The sequence below is a fragment of the Cupriavidus basilensis genome (assembly GCF_029335485.1).
Taxonomy (GTDB): domain Bacteria; phylum Pseudomonadota; class Gammaproteobacteria; order Burkholderiales; family Burkholderiaceae; genus Cupriavidus; species Cupriavidus basilensis_E.
Window position 1 is genome coordinate 1 of sequence record NZ_JARJLM010000162.1, and the last position, 16,596, is coordinate 16,596.

At 66.3% G+C, this 16,596-nt stretch carries 14 protein-coding genes; 7 read left to right on the plus strand and 7 right to left on the minus strand.

What is annotated here, in order from left to right; genetic code table 11:
- The coding region (locus tag P3W85_RS09535; protein ID WP_276264587.1) for an FAD-dependent oxidoreductase at nucleotides 1-1,446 on the minus strand (1,446 nt) is incomplete at its 3' end.
- A complete protein-coding gene (locus tag P3W85_RS09540) occupies nucleotides 1,443-2,474 on the minus strand; it encodes a LysR family transcriptional regulator (protein WP_276264588.1) in 1,032 nt (343 codons plus the stop codon). The genes P3W85_RS09535 and P3W85_RS09540, both read right to left, overlap by 4 nt.
- Before the next feature lie 288 nt (nucleotides 2,475-2,762).
- Between P3W85_RS09540 and yiaA the strand changes: the two genes are divergently transcribed.
- Nucleotides 2,763-3,227, plus strand: a complete 465-nt coding sequence (gene yiaA / locus P3W85_RS09545; RefSeq protein ID WP_276264589.1) for an inner membrane protein YiaA — start codon at nucleotides 2,763-2,765, stop codon at nucleotides 3,225-3,227.
- Nucleotides 3,228-3,430: 203 nt separating this feature from the next.
- Nucleotides 3,431-4,957 (plus strand): glycine betaine ABC transporter substrate-binding protein, encoded by a 1,527-nt coding sequence (locus P3W85_RS09550; protein WP_276264596.1) that lies wholly within the window; start codon nucleotides 3,431-3,433, stop codon nucleotides 4,955-4,957.
- Nucleotides 4,958-5,402: 445 nt separating this feature from the next.
- Here the strand turns inward: P3W85_RS09550 and P3W85_RS09555 are convergent, their stop codons facing one another.
- On the minus strand, nucleotides 5,403-6,314 hold the full coding sequence (locus P3W85_RS09555; protein ID WP_017225777.1) for an AraC family transcriptional regulator: 912 nt from the start codon (nucleotides 6,312-6,314) through the stop codon (nucleotides 5,403-5,405).
- Nucleotides 6,315-6,449: 135 nt separating this feature from the next.
- Here P3W85_RS09555 and P3W85_RS09560 point away from each other — a divergent pair, with 135 nt between their 5' ends.
- Nucleotides 6,450-7,415 (plus strand): SDR family NAD(P)-dependent oxidoreductase, encoded by a 966-nt coding sequence (locus tag P3W85_RS09560; protein ID WP_276264597.1) that lies wholly within the window; start codon nucleotides 6,450-6,452, stop codon nucleotides 7,413-7,415.
- A gap of 302 nt (nucleotides 7,416-7,717) precedes the next feature.
- On the opposite strand, the gene P3W85_RS09565 is transcribed toward P3W85_RS09560, so the two are convergent.
- Complete coding sequence (locus P3W85_RS09565; protein WP_276264590.1) at nucleotides 7,718-7,981, minus strand: hypothetical protein; 264 nt, start codon at nucleotides 7,979-7,981, stop codon at nucleotides 7,718-7,720.
- Nucleotides 7,982-8,059: 78 nt separating this feature from the next.
- Nucleotides 8,060-9,472 carry a PLP-dependent aminotransferase family protein gene (locus P3W85_RS09570; protein ID WP_276264591.1) on the minus strand — a complete coding sequence of 471 codons (1,413 nt, stop codon included), beginning with the start codon at nucleotides 9,470-9,472 and terminating at the stop codon, nucleotides 8,060-8,062.
- Nucleotides 9,473-9,675: 203 nt separating this feature from the next.
- Between P3W85_RS09570 and P3W85_RS09575 the strand changes: the two genes are divergently transcribed.
- The 3 genes from P3W85_RS09575 to P3W85_RS09585 all read left to right on the plus strand — a co-directional run bounded on the left by P3W85_RS09575 (nucleotide 9,676) and on the right by P3W85_RS09585 (nucleotide 13,318).
- Nucleotides 9,676-9,861, plus strand: a complete 186-nt coding sequence (locus tag P3W85_RS09575; RefSeq protein ID WP_017225781.1) for a DUF2970 domain-containing protein — start codon at nucleotides 9,676-9,678, stop codon at nucleotides 9,859-9,861.
- A gap of 153 nt (nucleotides 9,862-10,014) precedes the next feature.
- The gene (locus P3W85_RS09580) at nucleotides 10,015-11,421 is read left to right on the plus strand and encodes a cytochrome c (protein WP_276264592.1); all 1,407 of its coding nucleotides are present in this window, start codon (nucleotides 10,015-10,017) and stop codon (nucleotides 11,419-11,421) included.
- A gap of 52 nt (nucleotides 11,422-11,473) precedes the next feature.
- Nucleotides 11,474-13,318 carry an NAD(P)-binding protein gene (locus tag P3W85_RS09585; protein WP_276264593.1) on the plus strand — a complete coding sequence of 615 codons (1,845 nt, stop codon included), beginning with the start codon at nucleotides 11,474-11,476 and terminating at the stop codon, nucleotides 13,316-13,318.
- Nucleotides 13,319-13,328: 10 nt separating this feature from the next.
- On the opposite strand, the gene speG is transcribed toward P3W85_RS09585, so the two are convergent.
- Both speG and P3W85_RS09595 read right to left on the minus strand, forming a co-directional pair.
- Entirely contained in the window at nucleotides 13,329-13,871 is a 543-nt protein-coding gene (gene speG / locus P3W85_RS09590; RefSeq protein WP_017225784.1) for a spermidine N1-acetyltransferase, read from the minus strand.
- Nucleotides 13,872-14,066: 195 nt separating this feature from the next.
- Entirely contained in the window at nucleotides 14,067-15,251 is a 1,185-nt protein-coding gene (locus P3W85_RS09595) for a tyrosine-type recombinase/integrase (protein WP_276264594.1), read from the minus strand.
- 158 nt (nucleotides 15,252-15,409) lie between these two features.
- On the opposite strand from P3W85_RS09595, the gene P3W85_RS09600 reads away from it, so the two are divergent.
- Nucleotides 15,410-16,432: a DNA-binding protein gene (locus P3W85_RS09600; protein ID WP_276264595.1), complete on the plus strand. Its 1,023-nt coding sequence runs from the start codon at nucleotides 15,410-15,412 to the stop codon at nucleotides 16,430-16,432.
- The last annotated feature ends 164 nt before the right edge of the window (nucleotides 16,433-16,596 follow it).

Here is a 16,596-nt window from a genome sequence, read left to right on the forward strand (position 1 = left end):
CCACTCGTCGCCAAAGACTTCGGGTTCGGCGAAGGCTTCCATATTGGCATAGTGGAATTCCACGTCTTCCTGATAGAGCAGGCCCGCAATACCCTGGCCGAGGCGTCTGGCACCATCGCTGATGGCCGGGATATCGCCCGACACGGTGCCGTGCGATAGCGCGGCCGGATAGCAGAAGCAGTGGATACGCGATAGGCCCGGGCAGGCGCCAGGCGTTTTCTCCAGGAATTCGAAGGCCGGGCCAAGATCCGGCGAGTCCGACAGTTCCTGGTCTTGCTGGCCGTCGCGCGGCGCGTAGCGGTCGCGCCAGTAACGGATCTGCCCGGCGAAGGCGGCGAACTCCTCGCGCGTTTCCAGGGCAATGCGGAAACCCGTCGAGAAAATCAGGAAATCCAGCTCGAACACGCCCTTTGGCGTGTGCACCAGCAGCGCGTCGCCGGATTGCTCGATGCGCTCGATGGGACAGCCCAGGTTGAAGCGGGCATTCTCGTGCCGCGAAACCCGCAGCGTGCTGCCGCGCGGTGGCGGCACCTGCTGCGCGTTGATGTAATGGCGGATGCGCCACTTCCATTCGTCGGGCAGGCCGGCATGGCCATGCGTGAGGCCCGGGTTGCCGGCGCCCTTGCCCTTGTTGATACGCGGGATGTCAGCACGGCGGATCAGCAGGTCGACGCTGGCCGCGCCCGCTTCCAGCGCGGTGGCGGCGCTATCCATGGCGGAGGCGCCGGCGCCGATCACGCCCACGCGCTTGCCGCGCAAGGTGCCGTAATCGAAGGCATCGCTCGAATGCGCCCAGCGCGCGCGCGGCAGGTCTTGCGCGAACGGCGGCACATGGGCGCCGCCCAGTCCATCGCGGCCGGTGGCCAGCACCACGCGGCGCGCCAGCACGGTCTGCCCGCCGGAGGGCGTGCGCATTGCCAGCGCCACCAGGCCGTCGGGGCGCGGCAGCACGCGCTCGACCTGGTGTTCGTTGCAGATGTCGAGATCCAGCACGCGGCGGTACCAGCGCAGGTAGTCCATCCACTGCAGGCGCGGGATCTTGTCCAGCGTCTCCCAGGCCTCGCCGCCGAATTGCGCTTCGAACCAGGCGCGGAAGGTGAGGGCAGGCAGGCCCAGCGCGGGCCCGGTCAGTTGCTTGGGCGAGCGCAGCGTCTCCATGCGCGCCGTGGTGGCCCAGGGGCCCTCGAAGCCTTCGGGCGAGCGGTCGAAGATGCGCACGTTCACGCCCAGGTGCTTGAGTGTGGCCGCCGCGGCCATGCCGGCCATGCCGCCGCCGATCACGGCGACGTCGAGCACCGGTTCGCCGTCATGCGCCCGCGCTACGGTCCAGTTCCTGGTGGGCAGTTCCAGCCAGGTGAGATCCTGGCGCAGGCGCGCTTCCAGCTTGGCGAGGCCCTGGGCGGCGTTGGCGGATTCTGCCGGGGTGGCGTCAGCGGGCAAGTTCATAGGTCGGTGTCGTCGGTGTCGAGGGGGGCGCCGGCCGGCTCGGTAGCCGTGGCGTCGCCATACAGTGCTTGCAGCAGCGCGCCGTGCTGCTCCGGCCCGCGCTGGGTGAAATCCGGCAGCAGCGCGCGGGCCGCGGCCGCCAGCGTGTCGATCAGTGCCAGCACTGCGGCGCTGGCCGGCCTGGACTGGGGGGTGATCACGCCAAAATAAAAGGGGATGTCGGCGTCGATGGGCCGCACCACAATGTCCGCCAGCGGCACGCCGCGCGCGGTCACCGGCTCCAGCACGGCGATGCCGAGGCCGGCGCGTACCGCGGTCAGCGCGTTGAGCGAGGAATTGGTGTCGATCAGCGCGGCCGGCTCCACGCCCGCCCGGGCAAAGGCCTCGTCCAGGCGGCGGCGCAGCCGGTAGGGGTTCTGCATGGTGACGATGCGCCGTCCGCTGCAGGCCGCGAGCGGGATGGTGGCGCGCGCGGCCAGCGGATCGTCGGCGCGTACCGCGGCAACGCAGGCCGCCTGCCCGATCCAGTGCACGGTCACGCCGCGGTGCTCCAGCGGCAGGCTGGTCAGCCCGATCTCGGCCGCGCCGGTCAGCACCGAGTGCACGACTTTTTCCGGGGAAGCGCTATTGATATGGATATGGCTGGCATGGCCCGAGCCTGCCGTGCCGGCCGTGGCATGGTCCGGCTGCTTGCCGGCCAGGGCGAGGGGCAGCAGGCCCGCCGCCAGGGCCGGGGTGGCGGCAACCTGCAGCGAGCGGTTCTCCTCGCGGGCGATTTCGGCGGCGCGGGCGCGGATCTGCTGCAAGCCCACCAGCGCATGTTCCACTTCCTCATACAGCAGGAAGCCCCGCTCGGTAGGGCTGACGCGCGGCCCGCTGCGGGCAAACAGCGCAAAGCCGATCTCGCTCTCCAGTTCCTGGATCAGGCGGGTGATGGCCGGCTGGGAGCGCCCCAGCAGGCGCCCGGCGGCAGTGATGCTGCCGCTGGTCATGACTGCCGCGAAGGCTTCCAGTTGCCGGATTTCCATGGGGGCTCGATGTCGCTGATGCGATGTATGCTTTTTCTGGATTCTGGACCACCAAGCATTCGTATTGCAAATACTATTTTCGTATGTGCTAATGCGGCGCCGAAGGATGGATTGCAGCGGCCCGGGATACGAGCCCGACATGCAAATGATTCGAGATAGTGACAAAATTCGCAAATATGCTGCGCTTCTGGCAAAAATGTGGCTTTATTGGGTAGCATTGCGCACCTGGGGAAGGCACGCAATGTGAAAAAAGGCGCCTGACTCGCATCCTATTGCACGGAGATATTCATGACCCACCCGTCCAGCCAGCCCACTTTTGCCTTCGTCGCAGCATCCTGGGCGGCACTCCTTGCCGGCTTTGTGGCATTCCTCATCGGGCTGTTCAACGCCGACATGCAGCTCAACGAGCGGGGCTACTACTTCACAGTGCTGGTGTACGGCCTCTTTGCGGCGGTTTCCGTGCAAAAAAGCGTGCGCGACCGCATGGAAGGCATCCCGGTGACGGGCATCTACTACGGCTTGTGCTGGGTGTCCGTGCTGCTTGCCGTGGCGCTGCTCGGCGTCGGCCTGTTCAACGCCACCCTGGCGCTGAGCGAGAAAGGCTTCTACGGCATGTCGTTCGTGCTCGCCCTGTTCGGGGCGATTGCGGTGCAAAAGAACACGCGCGACATGCAGGCGTCCAAGCCGCAAGTGATCGAATCGGAGTTCGTGCAGATCCACGAGGGCGGATCCGCCAAACAGCAGGAGCTCTGAGCCGCCGGTGCCTGGCCCGGCACGTATCATGGAATCCATGACAGGCCGGGCGGTCGCGATGCCTGTGTTGCGGTGCGATTTACCGGACCGCGCCGGCGCACCGCGGGCCCGGCATGACACACGGGAGAGCACCTCATTTGAATGCCGACCAAGGCCGCGCGCGCGGCGCCGGCCTTAGCATCCAGGCCGGGCTATCCAGGACCATGGCGGTGCTCGCTTCCGCGCTGATCGGGCTTGCGCTGCTGGCCGCGGCAGGCACGGCGCGCGCCGACACCCTGCGGATCGGCTCCAAGCGTTTTACCGAGTCCTACATCCTCGGGGAAATCCTCACCCAGACCGCGGCCGCCCATGGCAGCGCCCAGCACACGCCCGGCCTCGGCAACACCGCCATCGTGTTCGAGGCGCTCAAGGCGGGCAGCATCGACCTGTACCCGGACTACACCGGCACGGTCGCCAGCGAAATCCTCAAGCTGCCGCCCGGCACCACCCTCGATCAGATCAATCGGGCGCTGGCGCCGCTTGGCCTGGCGGCCGGCATCCCGCTCGGATTCGAGAACAGCTACGCCCTGGCAGTGGACGAGGCAAAGGCGCGCCGGCTTGGCCTGGCAGCGCTGGGCGACCTGGCCGGGCAGCCGCAATTGCGGCTGGGCCTGTCGCACGAATTCCTCGGCCGGGCCGATGGCTGGCCGGGGCTGGCGCAGCGTTATGGCCTGCGCCAGCATCCGCTGGGGCTGGACCACGGCGTTGCCTACGAAGCACTGGCCAGCGGGCAGGTCGACGCCATCGACATTTATTCCACCGATGCCAAGATCCGCAAGTACGGACTGCGCGTGCTGACGGACGATCGCCATTACTTTCCGCGCTATGACGCCGTGGTGCTTTACCGGCGCGACGTGCCGCGGCGCTTCCCGGCGGCCTGGCAGGCATTGACCAGCCTGGCCGGCAAGGTGCAAGCGCGGGACATGATCGCGATGAATGCGGCGGCCGAACTGGACGGGCAATCCTTCGACACGGTGGCGCGCACCTTCCTGGCGAAGAGCGGTGCCAGCACGGCGGGCAATCGGGCAGGGACCCGGACGGCCGCGCGCGCCGGGCTTGCCGGCACCTTGTTTGGCCGCGAGACCTTGCGGCTGACCTGGCGTCACCTGGCCCTGGTGTTCGGGGCGGTCGGCGCGGCGGCCCTGATTGGCGTGCCGCTGGCCATCGTGGCCGCGCGCCGGCCGAGGCTGGGCCTGGTCCTGATGGCGGCGGTGAGCGTGCTGCAGACGGTGCCGTCGCTGGCCTTGCTCGCCATGCTGATTCCGCTGCTGGGGCGCATCGGCGTATGGCCGGCGATGGTGGCGCTGTTTCTCTATGCGCTGCTACCGATCGTGCGCAATACCCTGACCGGCCTGCAGCAGGTACCGGCCGGCATGCGGGAGGCGGCGCGCGCCCTGGGTTTCCGGCCCGGCCAGGTGCTGCGCTACGTCGAGCTGCCGCTGTCGATGCCGGTGCTGCTGGCGGGCATCAAGACGGCAGCCATCATCAGCGTCGGCACCGCCACCATTGCCGCCTTCGTCGGCGCCGGCGGCTATGGCGAACGCATCGCCATCGGACTGGCGCTGAATGATCACGTCCTGCTGATGGCCGGCGCCATCCCGGCCGCCGTGCTGGCGCTGCTGGTGCAGGCGGGATTCGAGCTGGGGGAATGGTATCTGGGCAGGCAGGGCCAGGGCGGGCCGGCAGCCTGAAGGGGCAGGGCCTGTAGTCTTATTCTGTGACGTTGTCCATGGCCAATGCCGGCGTCTTTGCCTGGTTCGCCAAGGCGAGCCACCAGAACGCCGCAGCCGAGAGCGAGACGACCACGGTCACGTAAAGCCCGGCGCGGCATCGCCCGGCAATGCCTGGACTGGACCGAGCGGCAGTATCACCTCGCCGGACCGCTCGGCGTTGCGCTGACGGCGCTGTTGTGCGCGAAGGGATGGCTGCGGCGCTCGACATCGTCCCGCGCCGTCCATGTCACGCCGGCGGGGAGGGAGGCGCTGATGGAACACCTGGGCATCGATACGGCATCGCTTGGCCTGTCGCGTGAGGGACCGGGATTCGTTAAAATCCACCACATCTCTGGCTAAGCTTATGATTTCAATATGAAACCTATGGCTTGCTCGGGCGGTATGACTGATGAGTGGCGTTTCGTCAGGTGGGCCATGGCTCAGTCCGGTAATCTCGCGGCGAGCAACCGACGGCCCGCTTGAATGCGTGGCTGAACGCGCTGTCCGAGTCGTAACCAAGCGCCTGCGCAATGGCGGAGACCGACGCGTTCGAGCGGCGCAGTTCGCGTGTCGCGAGTTGCATGCGCCAACGCAACACATACTCGAGCGGACCGAATCCCACCCGCCGCTTGAAATGCAACGCGAACGTTGAGCGTGAAACGTTGCAGCGGGCCGCAAGATCGTCAACGGTCCAGCGCCGTGCGGGCTCTGCGTGAATCGCCTCAAGCGCCGCCGAGATCCGCGTGTCCGCGAACGCAGCGAGCCATCCGATCGCGCCGCGTTCACGCCCACCGGCATAGAGCCGCAGCATCTCCACCAGCATCATGTGTCCCAGGTGCCGAACCATCAGCGACGCGCCCGGCGACTGGACGTCAAGTTCGTGCGCAAGTCGCTGCAGCGCCCAACGAAGCACGGCTGCCTGCTCGGAATCGCCGCTCACGACCGCGACGGGCGGCAGGCTGCCGAGCAACAGCTTGGCGTCGTCCTCAAACGAAAAGCGGCCGCCAATCAGGAAGAAGTCCGGAGACTCGCCGCAGTGCGCGATGCCGCGCTCGGCGAAGCGATAAACGTCTTCCGCCGCGACAGGTTTGACTGACAGGTCACTGGCAAGCGAAAACGCACGCGGTTCCGCGAGCAGAAAACAATCGCCCGCATGCAATTGCACCGGCTTCCCGACGCCGTCGACAGTGAGCCAGCACGAGCCTTCGACCACCGCGTTGAATTTGACGCCGTCGGGCGGCGGGCAGTCGATCGCCCACGCACCGCCGGCCTTCAGGCCGCCGAAGTACGAGTTGCGCGTTTCCAGCAGCGACAGCACATCCGATAGCGGGTCCATGCGTGTCCTCCGGACGATCTCGATGAGAATCCGGATTCTATGGCATTCACGGTCCGGATTCAGCACGCGAGAATAGCGCTGTACGACAGCACGGCCGACCGTCGGCCGATCGCGTCGCGCAATCAGGGAGTTCCCATGACGCACCAGCAGATTCCACTTGGTTCCGGCTTCGGCACCGCTACGACGGCAAACGACGTACTCGACGGCGTCGACGTAACCGGCGCGACTGTCATTGTGACGGGCGGTCACTCTGGCCTCGGTCTGGAGACAACCCGCTCGCTCGCGCGGGCCGGCGCACGCGTCGTGGTCGGCGCGCGGAATATTGACGCCGCGCGCGCCGCGACACGGGGTATCGACGGCGTGGAAGTTGAAGTACTTGACCTTGGAGATCTCGCGAGCGTCAGCGCGTTTGCCGCGCGATTCGTCGATGCGCATCGCAACGTTCATATCGTCATCAACAGCGCCGGCGTGATGGCTTGCCCGGAGACGCGCGTCGGTAACGGCTGGGAAGCACAGTTCGCGATCAACCATCTCGGCCATTACGCGCTCGTCAACCAACTGTGGCCCGTACTTGCGCACGGTAACGGGGCGCGTGTGATCGCGGTGTCGTCGCTTGGGCACCGGCTGTCTCCAATACGCTGGAACGACGTGCAATTCACGCGCGACTACGACAAGTGGCTCGCGTATGGGCAATCGAAAACCGCCAATGCGCTCTTCGCGGTCCATCTCGACGCACTCGGCGAGCGTGACGGTGTGCGCGCGTTCTCGCTGCATCCGGGCAAGATCGCCACCCCGCTGCAGCGGCACCTGACACGCGAAGAAATGATGGCGGCCGGCTGGGTCGACGAACACGGCATGCCGCTCGACCCGACCTTCAAGACGCCCGCGCAAGGCGCGGCGACCCAGGTGTGGGCGGCGACGTCGCCTCGCCTGGCCGGACTTGGCGGCCTCTACTGCGAGGACTGTGACGTTGCGCCGGTGACCACGGGCGATGAAGAAGCTGGGGTGCGTCCCCATGCGAATGATCCAGAACAAGCCGAGCGTCTCTGGATATTGTCTGCAGCGATGACGGGTATCGATGCGTTCGCATCGCGTATTTGAACGACCTTGGACGTGATTTCTAAACGCATCCATATCGCTGGCTTTTGTTAGCGATATGGAAGGGTATTCTGATCAAACTGCCGCGAAGTTGTGACTCAAGACAGCATGCCGCCCCAAATCGCGAACGTTCGGTGGAGTGAATTGACCGCTTGCGCGGTGACTGCAGTGCACCAAAGCCGGACGTGAACCGGGAGTGCGTCCATTCACCCAGCCCCATGAAGGACTTGGCCTCATTCATTAATGCGGCTGTACCATGGCCTCTCATTGAGGCGCCTGGACACCGTCTTGCGGCAGGCGCTTGATCACTGTGCCGAGGAAATCGGCCAGACCGCCGCAGCGGGCGTGAGTACGCCTCGTCGTCGGATGCCGCCGCGTTGGCGGAACACGGCTGCCGTCGACGGGGTGAGTACTCCCATGTTGTAGGCAGAGAATGGAAATCCGATGCGAATGGGCGCGGCCTCGTGCCGCTCGATACAGTAGAGCAGGGCGCAGAACATGCCATCGCTCAATGTAGCGAAGCGAGCGATGCCAGAGCCGATGCCGACCGAGGTGGTGCCGCTCGGCACTGGCGAGTCGATTTCCCGTTGGACCCGCCGTCAGGACTGACGCGGTCGGCCACCCCCGGGACGTCCCTCCTGGCACGATTACGATTGCGCCTTCGCCAGCGCCCCCAGCCTGGCCACCGCGGCTTCCACGGCATCGCTCCACAGGTGGCCGTAGTTCAGCCGGATGCAGTTGCGGTAACCTTGCCGCGCCGAGAAAATCGGGCCCGGCGCAATCCCGATGCCATGCTCCAGCGCCGCGCGATGCAGGGCCAGGGCGTCGAAATCCGGCGCGAACTCCACCCACAGGAAATAGCCGCCGGCGGGCTGCGAGACCCGCACGTTGTCGGGGAAATGCCGGCCGATGGCCGCGATCAGCTGGCCTTGCTGCATTTCCAGCAAATGGCGCAGGCGCCGCAGGTGCTTGTCGTAGCCGCCGTTCTGCAGGTACTCCGACAGCGCCACTTGCGTCGGCACGCCAGCCGACAGAGTGGTCATCAGCCGCAGGCGCTGGATCGCCAGGCCAAACCGCCCTGGCGCCACCCAGCCCACCCGGAAGCCCGGCGCCAGCGTCTTGGAGAAGGAACTGCAGTGCATGACCAGCCCTTCCTGGTCGAAGGCCTTGGCGGGCAGGGGGCAACGATTGCCGAAGTACAGCTCGCCATAGACATCGTCCTCGATCAGGGGCACGCCGTGGCGGGCCAGCAAGGCCACCAGCTCCTGCTTCCTGGCTTCGGACATGCTGGCGCCAAGCGGGTTCTGGAACTGCGTCATAAACCAGCAGGCCTTGATCGGGTGGCGCTCCAGGGCCTCCGCCAGCGCGCCCAGGTCGATGCCCTCGCGCGGGTCCACTGGAATCTCGACCGCGCGCAGGCGCAGCCGCTCGAGCGCCTGCAGCGCCGCGTAAAAACCGGGGGACTCGATGGCCACCACGTCCCCGGGCTGGGTCACCGCCATCAGGCACAGGTTGAGCGCTTCCAGCGCACCGTTGGTAACCACGATTTCGTCGGTGGGTTGCGGGGCGCCGGCGCCCAGGTAGCGCAGGCCGATCTGCTGGCGCAGGGCCAGGTGCCCGGCCGGCATGTCGTTGACGGAATACCACGGATCGAGTTCACGCCCGGCGCGGGCCAGCGACTTGCCCAGCCGTTCCCAGGGGAACAGCTCGGGCGAGGGGAAGGCCGAGCCCAGCTGGACAAGCTGCGGGTCGCGCGCGGCATCGAGCACGGAGAAGACCAGCTTGGAAATATCGACATCGGTCGAGACCTCGTGCGAGCGCCGCGCGGCCGGTTGCGGCAGCGGTCGCCCGACCGGGCCCGTCACGTAATAGCCCGAGCGCTCGCGCGCCCGCACCAGGCCGCGTTCTTCCAGGCGGTAGTAAGCCTGGAAGGCGGTGGCGGGGCTCACGCCATACTGCGCGACGGTCTTGCGGATCGACGGCATCTTGGTGCCGGGCGGCAGGTTGCCGTTGCGGATGTCCTTGGCCAGCGTTTCCGCCAGTTCTTCGTAGCGCTTCATGGGGCAGGGGGCTTTGCCGGGGGCGATAACGGATCAAGGCCTGATGATCAGGCCATCAAACTGATACGTAAAATTATCACAGATCTGATTCTGTTATTGCTTGCCGGCAGACGCGATAATTCCCCCCAACTAGCAAAAGCCATGGCGCTGGCCGGCCACATCGACGCCGGCGGGCGCATGGCAAGCATGGAAGGAAGAGCGAGATGAACCCCTTGCGATTGATTGTTACGGTGTTGTGGGGATTTTTCGGCCTGCGCCGTGGCCAGGAACATATGCGCGACCTGCAGGCGGTGCGGCCGGTGCCGTTGATCCTGACGGGCGTGGTGCTGGCGGCGGGGCTGGTACTGCTGCTGGTGTCGCTAGCCCATTGGGCCGTATCCCAGGCCTGAAGCGCGGACGCGCCAATCCATCCCGCATCCACGGGGCCTGCCCGGCCCGCCACCACGAAGCCTTGCCCGCCGCGCGCGGGCTGCGCCACGTTCGCCGTATCGAACGCCGTCATCGCCGCGCACGCATTGGCATCTAAAACGACAATCAGCCCCATGAGCCTTGCCACACGGCGGTTTTCCGCTACTGCTGCTGCCTTCGCCGGTTCTTTCGCCAACGCCATTTCCGCCTCTGTGCGCAAGCCCTTGCGCCGCGCCACCGCTGCTTTCGCCACCGTCGGCGCCGCCTTGCTGCTGGCGCCGGCACTGGCATCCGCTGCGCCGGACACGCCCGATGCAGCCCAGCCCCCCGGCGCCGCGCAGATCGAGCGCGGCCGCTACCTGGCCAAGGTCGCCAACTGCGCGGCTTGCCACACCAGCGCCGGCGGCGCGCCCTTTGCCGGCGGACTGGCGCTGAAGACCGGCGTGGGCACCGTCTATTCCACCAACATCACCCCGGATGCCGACACCGGCATCGGCGCCTACACGTTCGAGGAATTCGATCGCGCGCTGCGCCAGGGCGTGGCCAGGCACGGCAAGCGGCTCTATCCGGCCATGCCTTATCCGTCCTATGCCAGGCTCGCCGAACCGGATGTGCAGGCGCTCTACGCCTATCTGCGCACCGAAGTGAAGCCCGTGCGGCAGCAGGCCGCCGAACCCGAGATGCGCTGGCCGTTCGGCATGCGCTGGCTGCTGCGCGTCTGGAACTGGCTGTTCCTGGAGGACGGGCCGGTACACAGCGAGGCCAGCCAGAGCGCCGAATGGAATCGTGGCGCCTACCTGGTCCAGGCGGTGGCCCATTGCGGTGCCTGCCATACGCCGCGCGGCGTGCTGATGGCCGAGAAGGGACTGGACGAGCGCAGCCGGCATTTCCTCGCCGGCGCCAGCGTGGAGGGCTGGGCTTCCACCAACCTGAGGGGCGATCCGCGCACCGGGCTGGGAAGCTGGACGCGCGAGGACATCGCCGAGTATCTGCACACCGGCCGCAACGGACACGCCACGTCCTTCGGGCCGATGTCCGAAGTCATCGCGTCATCCACCCAGTTCATGAGCCAGCCGGATCTCGCCGCCGTTGCCACGTACCTGAAATCGGTGCCCGGCGCGCGCAGCGATGAAACGCCTTACAGCTATGAAAGCGGCACGGCCGACATGCTGGCGCAGGGCCGCTTCGACGCCACCGGCGCGCGCCAGTACGCCGAATTCTGCATGCCCTGCCATGGCGCCGACGGCAAGGGTTTTGCCCGCGTCTTCCCGCCGCTGGCGGGCAATCCCACCGTGGTCGATCCCGATCCGTCCTCGCTGGCCAACCTGCTGCTCGATGGCGCCGTCACGGCGCGCGTGGGCACCGCGGCCACCGACTACCACATGCCCGGCTATGGCTGGACCATGGACAACCAGGAGCTGGCCAATGTGCTGACTTTCATCCGCACCGGCTGGGGCAATCGCGCCAGCCCGGTGGAGGAGGGGACAGTCGCCGCCCGGCGCGCGGAAATCGGCCGCCAGCGCAACGCCGGCCCCCGTTGATCCCACGCCCCAGCGAACCGCCAAACCGCCAAATCAAGCGAACGATATTGCCATGACCATCACGCGCAGGGACTTTCTCAACGGCGCCGCGCTCACCATTGCCGCGGGCCTGGCACCCTCCCAGCTACTGCAGGCCGCCGAGCGCGCTGCCGGCTACCCGCCGGCGCTGACCGGGCTGCGCGGCAATCATGCAGGCACTTACACGCTGGCGCACAGCCTGGCGCGCGAGGGTGCCAAATATCCCACCGTGATGGCGCGCGAAGTCTTCGACCTGGTGGTAGTGGGCGGCGGGCTGAGCGGACTGGCGGCCGCGTGGTTCTACCAGCGCCGCTTCGGCCCTGGCAAGCGCATCCTGATCCTGGACAATCACGACGACTTCGGCGGTCATGCCAAGCGCAACGAGTTCACCGTGCGCGGACAGAGACTGGTGACCTACGGCGGCAGCGCCGAGATGCCGCCGACCGCGCTCGACAGCCGCGCGGTGGCCACGCTGCTGGCCGGGCTCGGCGTGGACGCCAAGAACCATCAGGCCGGCCAGCGCGACCCCTACCGCGACATGGGCATGGGGCGCTCGGTGTTCTTCGATGAGGCACATTTCGGGCGGGACCAGTTGCTCGCGGGCGATCCGTTCGCCGACCTGGTCGATGCGCGCAATGCCCGCGGCGCGGACACGCAGGCGGCAAACGCGGCAGCCTTCAAGGCCTTTCTCGACAAGACGCCGCTGCCGCAGCAGGACCGGGCCGCGCTGGCGCGCCTGGCGGACGGCGGCACGGATTACCTGGCAGGCATGGGCGAGGGCGAGCGGCTGGCCTATCTGAAGCGGACCAGCTATGCGGCCTTCCTGCGTGAAAAGGCCGGCCTGGGCCTCGATGGCCAGCGTTTCTTCCGTAGCCGCAGCAACGACGCCTACGCACTGGACGCCGACGGCGTGTCCGTTTTCGACGCGCTGGCTATCGGCCTGCCGGCGGGCAGGAACATGCCGCCGCCCCGCCTCGATCCGCGTCTTGGCAAATCGCCCGCATCGAAGCTGTGGTTTCCCGACGGCAATGCCTCCCTGGCGCGGCTGCTGGTGCAAAACATGATCCCGGGCGTGGCAAGGCTTGCGAGCGCGGATGGCATCGGGGCGGCCAGCTTCGACTACAGCCGGCTCGACACGGACGACGCAAAGGTGAGAATACGGCTGAACAGCACCGCGATCGCCATCGAGCCCGACCAGCGCATCACGCGCGTGACCTATGGATGGAGCGGCAACCTGCACCGGGTCGAGGCCGCGCATGTGGTGCTGGCCGGCTACAACATGATGATCCCATTCGTCATGCCTGGCCTGCCGGACGCACAGAAGCAGGCCCTGCGCGCCGACGTAAAAGCGCCCGTGGTCTACACCAAGGTGGCGCTGGACAACTGGCGCGCCTTCGAGGCGCTCAAGACCAGCCGCATTCATGCGCCAGCCATGGCATACACCGACCTGTGGCTGGAGAAGCCGGCGGGCACGCGCGCGGCCGATCCGGTAGTGCTGCACATGCTCTACGTGCCCACCGTACCGGACAGCGGCATGAAGGCACGCGAGCGCTTCCGCGCCGGGCGGGCCTTCCTGCTGGGAACGCCATTCAGCGAGCTGGAAAAGGGCATCCGCAACCAGCTCGACCGCATGCTGGCGCCCGGCGGCTTTGCGTCGAAGGACGTCATTCGCGGCATCACGGTCAACCGCTGGGCGCACGGCTACAGCTACATGCCCAACAGCCTGTTCGAGGAAGAGGCGGCAGCCCAGGCCGCGCTGGACCGATCGCGCGTGCCCGCGGGCAATGTGGTGATCGCCAATAGCGACAGCGCGGGAAGCCCGTCGTTGACAGCGGCGATCGACCAGGCCTGGCGGGCGGTCGGAGAACTGCCAGGCTGACTACGGACGCTCAGCGGCTGCCGTCGCGGGCGGCGAGATAATCGCGCTGGAACATGCACATGCGCAGCGCGTTGTGATACTTGCCGTAGCTGAAGAATTCCTCCTTCAGCTCTCCCTCCCGCTGGAAGCCGCATTTCTCATAGATATGGATGGCCTTGGTGTTCTGCACGTCCACGATCAGGAACAGCTTGTGCAGGTTCAACACCATGAAGGCGTAGTCCGTGGCAAGCCGGGTGGCCGTGGATGCGTAGCCCCGGCCCTGGCTGGCCGGCGCCACGATGATCTGGAACTCGCCGCGGCGGTGGATATGGTTCAGCTCCATCAGTTCGACCAGGCCGACCGCCTCGCCATCCCGGTTTTCGCAGACGAAGCGGCGCTCGCGCTGGTCGTGCACGTGGCGGTCATATAGCTGCGACAGCTCGGTGAAGGTTTCGTAGGGCTCCTCGAACCAGTAACGCATGATCTTGGCGTCGTTGTTCAGGCTGTGTACGAAATGCAGGTGGCTGCGCTCCAGCGGGCGCAGGAACAGGTTCGGGCCGGTTTCGGTCACCATCGGCGGGCCTTTCTTGATTGTTATGCGTTGAGGAATCGGCCCGGAATCGCGCTGCTTGGGCGGAAGTCATGCGATCGGGCATGCCGGGCGAAGCGGGTTGGACCCTTTGCATGATAGGAGAGTTCCTAACCGAGGTCGACAGGACCGGACACAACACCCGTCCACCGGCTTCCCGCCCCGGCCCCGGATTGCCTATTATTCTTGCCAGTGGATGCGGTGTTTGTCCTCGGTCTGCTGGTGCCTGGCATCGTCCTCCGTATGCAGGTACAAGCTGGTGGTCGACAAGGATTCATGACCCAGGTTATCGCGCACCACGCGCAGGTCGATCTCGTGGTTCGCCATATGCGAACCCGCCGTATGGCGCAGCCAGTGCGCCGATGCGGCCTCCATCTGCTCGGCGGCGCCCTCGGCATCTTCGCCGCCGCGTGCCCGCAGGCGGTCCGCGGCGCCTTCGAATATGGTCTTGATGGTCAGGTGCAGCGCCGAGCGTGTCAGGGGCTTGCGCGATTTGCCGAGCGGCAGCACCAGCGGCGTGTCCTCGATCGTGGCCGGCCGCGCAGGCAAGCCCACGGCGAGCCGGTAGCGCTGCAACTCCGTCATCAACTGGCTGGTGGCCGGCACCAGCCGCTCTTTCCGGCCCTTGCCCAGGATCTCCAGCCACCAGCGTTCGCGCCCCGCGCTGTCGCGCCGGGCGTAAAAGCAGCCCATGGTATTGCCGGCCACCTCGGATATCCGCAATCCACCCAGGTAGAGCAAGGTGAACAGCCAGCGCGCACGCGCCTGCCTGGCGCGCTGTGCTGGGGTTTCCTGCTCCATTTCCGCGATATAGGCGAGCGTCTCGCCCCACATCTCGTCGGTCAGGTAGCGCGTCACGCGCGGTTTGGCGCGCCGCGCCCGATGTCTCGACAGCGACAGCGGATTGCCGCGCAGGTAGCCCGCTTCCACCAGCCAGGCCAGCATCGAATTCAGGATGACCATCGCCTGCCGCTGGCTTGAGGCGCCCAGCGGCCCATGGAACGGCCGCCAGCGCGGATCGCGCCGGCCATGCTTGCGTCCACCGCCGCCCACCCATTTCTCCCGCGGCTGCGGGTCGGCCAGGAAGCGCTGATAGACCAGGAAATCCTCATGCGTCAGCGAGGACAGCGGTTTTCCCAATTGCAGGGTGCTCCACAACAACAGCCGTTCGGCCTCCTTGCGGTAGTTGTCGAAAGTGGTGGGCGTGTCGTGGAAACGCGCCAGCCACGCCCGCACGGCCTCCACGTCATTGTTCGCCGCAATCCGCGACAGCCCGGCAACGCCGCGATTGCTACCGGCCGAGCCATCGAGCGGCAGCGGCGTAGCAAGGATATCCAGGGGAAAAGCTGGCGAAACAGGCTCCAAAACGGTCTCCGCACGATCAGGAATGCACAAGCGCCCAGTTTAGTTAGAAATTTGACATTAGACTAGTAATGTCAAATAAATAACGCCATTTTGTATGAAACATACTAATTACGATGTAATATTACAAAAAGTACGGAATCCTGGAGAACACCACCAACATGGACGCAGAACAGCAACTTCAAGCCGAAATCGACACGCTCAGGCTCCGGATCGCAAATACACAGGACCTTTACGTGCAGGCATGCCATGTGATGTTCTTCCGGTTTGGCGTCACACCCACCGCGACCAGGCTCTACCAGCTGGTACGCAAGGGCAGCATGACGACGGTGTCGGAAGCCGTCAGGCAGTTCTGGGCCCAGCTCCGGGAGAAAAGCCGCATCCTGGTGGACCATGCCGGCCTGCCTGACGACATCCGCGGCTACGCTGGCGAAATCCTGGCCGAGTTGTGGCACAGGGCCGTGACGTCGGCGGAAACAAACGCTGCGCGCCTGAAGGATGAGGCGGAGCAAGCATTGGTGGTCATGCAAGGGGTGCTCACAGCAACGCAGCGCGAGCGCGACAATGCGCGGCTTGAAGTCGAAGCCGCAAACGGTCGGCGCGACGAAGAGGCCCGGAATGCGCGGGCCTTGGAGCAACAGCTATCCGCCGCCGGCGCGCAGATCGCGTTGCTGGAGCGAGAACTGCAATCCGGCCGCAGCCAGACGGCCGACGCCCAGGCCGCGCTCGCCGGCGCGCAGCGGGATTTCTCGGCCGAACTGGAAAAGCTGCGAGAGGACGCCCGCATCGTCGAAGAGCGGATGGCCGGCACCGAACGGCGCGTCTTGCTGGAAGTCGATCGGCACCGCACCCAGACGGCAGCGCTGCAGAAGGAACTCGACAATGCCCGGCAGGAACAGGTCCTGCAACGCGAGCGGCTGCAGGCGGAAACCGAACGGTACGAGCGTGAAGCCGCACAGGAGCGCGAGCGCGCCAGCGGCTTGCAGGGAAGCTTCCAGGCCGTTTGCGCGGAACGCGATCGCCTGCTTGCGGAAGATGCCAGGAACCGGCAACAGATTGAAATCGCGGCCGCCGAGGCCAGGACGCTGCGGCAAAAACTGGTCGCAGGCAGCCAGTCCCGTGAAACCCTGGCCGCCGCGCGTCGCCGGCAACGTCTTGCAGGCCGCAAAGTGCCGGGAGCGTGAACGCTGGTCACCGGGTTGGCGCAGTCTCAAGGAGAGGCTAGCGGATCCGGACTAAGGGCCATCGGGTCACGAAGCAGGCAGTGGCGCTAGAGCCCAGTGCCGCCGATCGGCGCTTCGGCTTTTTCATTATTATTTAACATAAGACTAATTATCCGTAAAACGTA